The 2,228-nt window shown below is 69.3% G+C and carries 5 protein-coding genes; all 5 read right to left on the reverse strand.

The features are described 5' to 3' along the window. A partial coding sequence (locus AC5JLB_RS30690; RefSeq protein WP_495877611.1) for a hypothetical protein occupies nucleotides 1-734 on the reverse strand: 734 nt, incomplete at its 3' end. 32 nt (nucleotides 735-766) lie between these two features. Beyond that, a complete protein-coding gene (locus tag AC5JLB_RS30695; RefSeq protein WP_495877612.1) occupies nucleotides 767-1,213 on the reverse strand; it encodes a phage tail protein in 447 nt (148 codons plus the stop codon). Between the two features lies 1 nt (nucleotide 1,214). Further along, nucleotides 1,215-1,394, reverse strand: a complete 180-nt coding sequence (locus tag AC5JLB_RS30700) for a DUF6760 family protein (protein WP_495877613.1) — start codon at nucleotides 1,392-1,394, stop codon at nucleotides 1,215-1,217. Further along, the gene (locus AC5JLB_RS30705) at nucleotides 1,394-1,789 is read right to left on the reverse strand and encodes a hypothetical protein (protein ID WP_495877614.1); all 396 of its coding nucleotides are present in this window, start codon (nucleotides 1,787-1,789) and stop codon (nucleotides 1,394-1,396) included. Before AC5JLB_RS30705 ends, AC5JLB_RS30700 begins: the two co-directional genes overlap by 1 nt. Nucleotides 1,790-1,800: 11 nt before the next feature. After that, nucleotides 1,801-2,228 (reverse strand): phage tail protein (locus AC5JLB_RS30710; protein ID WP_495877615.1); only part of this gene is annotated, 428 nt, incomplete at its 5' end.

Here is a 2,228-nt window from a genome sequence, read left to right on the forward strand (position 1 = left end):
CCGGCCGCCGCCACCGAGCGGATCGTGGCGATGAGCCTGCGCGGGGGCGCTGCCTCGGGCGAAACCGCCGCACGGACGGGCGAGGCGGCGCGGCCGACAGCCGCTGGGGCCGTTCGAGGCGCCGCCGCGCGCGCGCCCGGCACAATGGAGCGGGCCTGCCCACGGACCGGCAACGCTGCCTCGACCTTCGGGCTCCCCCACACCCGCCAAGAAAGGGAGGCGCCGGTGGCAGGCGCGGGCATCCGCATCACCGCACCCGGCGCGCCGTGAACCACGAGCGACCGCATGCTCGTCCAGCCGAGCGCCGGCTGGGCGGCCGGCCAAGCGTGGTCGCGAGGACGGTCCTGCACCCTGGGCAAGGTGAAACCGCGGCGCGGCGCACCGGCGTCGGCAGATGGCATCGCGAGAGCCGCACCCGGCGTGCCGCGCCGATCACCCGCCGGGCCGCCGGTCGACGCACTGCGCGGGCGCCAGAGGATCTGCGTCTGCACCCCGCGCGCCACACCGCGAGGCTCCGATCCATCCGGCGCTGCCTCCCGTTCGACGACGGTCCCCGCATGGAGTTGCTTGTGGCGGACCGGGCCAGCGGCAATGGCGATGCGCCACAGCGGCCGGATCGCGAAGTTCAGGACCGGGAACTTGCGCGCCGGCGTGGCCGGGCGCCAGTGCAGCGGCACCGCACGCCGACGCCGCGACGCCGGCAACCCGCGGCCGCTGCCGATGACCGGCGTCAACCGCCCTGCCGCGGCGATGTTCCGCGCGATCCTCACAGCCCGAGCCCCCCGAGGCCGGGGCGCAACAGGAAACCGTGATGCGCGAACTCCACCGATTCGGTGGTGACCTGACCGGAAGCGGCGTCGAGGTCGGAGGCGGTCCACTTAACCGGGTAGGCGCTGAGGACGTTCCAGCTCCAGACGTCGTTCATGCCCTCGTCGCGCAGCGTGACGGTCACCACCGCGCGCTTGACCAGGCCCTCGACCACCGCCTGGTGCCAGGCGTAAAGGAACGGATCTGCGATGCCGCGCTCGAGCACGAGATTGCCGTAGGTCGTCAGCGACGAAAGCTTGTGCTCGTGGTCGTTGACCCCACCCTCGCGGAAGGTCTCGACCCGGGTCTCGCGGGATAGGCCGCGCACGCGCGAGAAGCCGCCCTTGATCACCTGGTCGACCTCGACCAGGAAACGGAAGCCGGAATAGGGATCGCGTCGCGCCATATCACAGCCCCGCAAACGGATCGCCTGCGGCGCCCGAATGCATCCGGTTGATGCGCGAAATCTCGCGGCACCAGCGGCGGCGCTCGCGATGCGGCATGGTCATCAGCGTCTCGCTGCCCCAGTGGAAGTGCGAGGCGATGAACGCCATTTCCCCGTAGAGATCGGCCATGGGGTAGGCCATCAGGCTTCCCCCGGCAGTGACATCCCACCGACCGCGCGACCATTCGCCAAGCCGGCTCCGGCCGTCGCCGGCAGTTCGTCCTCCTCCTCGGCGCCGTTGATCTCCTCGTAGAGCCGGCGCAGGTGCTCGAGGTCGCAGGCGAACAACGACTCCACCAGCTGCGTGTCGATGTGCGGCAGGGCGCCGAGGCGAGTAATGACCCGCGCGAGGATGATCACCGTGAGATAGGCCGGGTTCGACTGCACACGCGGGTCGCGCAGCGGCAGGATCTCGTCGGCCGCCGTCGCGAGCCGCATGACGCCGCGCTTGTGCAGCACCCCGGCCTCGTCGACGTAGCCCTTCGGCAGCGAGAATTCGAACTCGGTGCGGAACGTGGGGGAAAGCGTCCGGTCCATTGCGCGTCCTCCTAAGCGGTGCGCTCGATGCCTTCGTTGACCAGCTCGAGCAGCTCGATGAAAACTTCATTGCCCTTGCCATTGAGATCGCTCGGGTCGTACTTGGTCGGCCAGGCCTCCGAGACGAGGAAGCTTGCCTTGTCGGCCCCGGACTCGTCGATGACGATGATCTTCACCTTCTTGCGGGCATTCTTGATGCCGCCGGCCACCACCTGTTTGTGCCAGGAATAGAGCTCCTGCGAGTCGGTGACCCCCCACTTGAGGGTAATGTTGCCGTACTTGGTGAGGCCGGGCAGCTTGCGGACATGCGTCGGCTCCGTGCCCTCGCGATAGTCGATCGCCTCAGTGGTGGTCTCGCCAATGGCAACCTCGCTGAAGAATGCCTGGGTGATCTGGTCGATCTCAACCCGGAAGCGCATGTTCCGGAGCGGGTCGTTGC

It is taken from the genome of Myxacorys chilensis (genome assembly GCF_059505265.1).

Coding starts and splice junctions, on each gene's coding strand:
- AC5JLB_RS30695 (WP_495877612.1), bottom strand. CDS start 1,213: ATGGCGCGACGCGATCCCTATTCCGGCTTCCGTTTCCTGGTCGAGGTC.
- AC5JLB_RS30700 (WP_495877613.1), bottom strand. CDS start 1,394: ATGGCCTACCCCATGGCCGATCTCTACGGGGAAATGGCGTTCATCGCC.
- AC5JLB_RS30705 (WP_495877614.1), bottom strand. CDS start 1,789: ATGGACCGGACGCTTTCCCCCACGTTCCGCACCGAGTTCGAATTCTCG.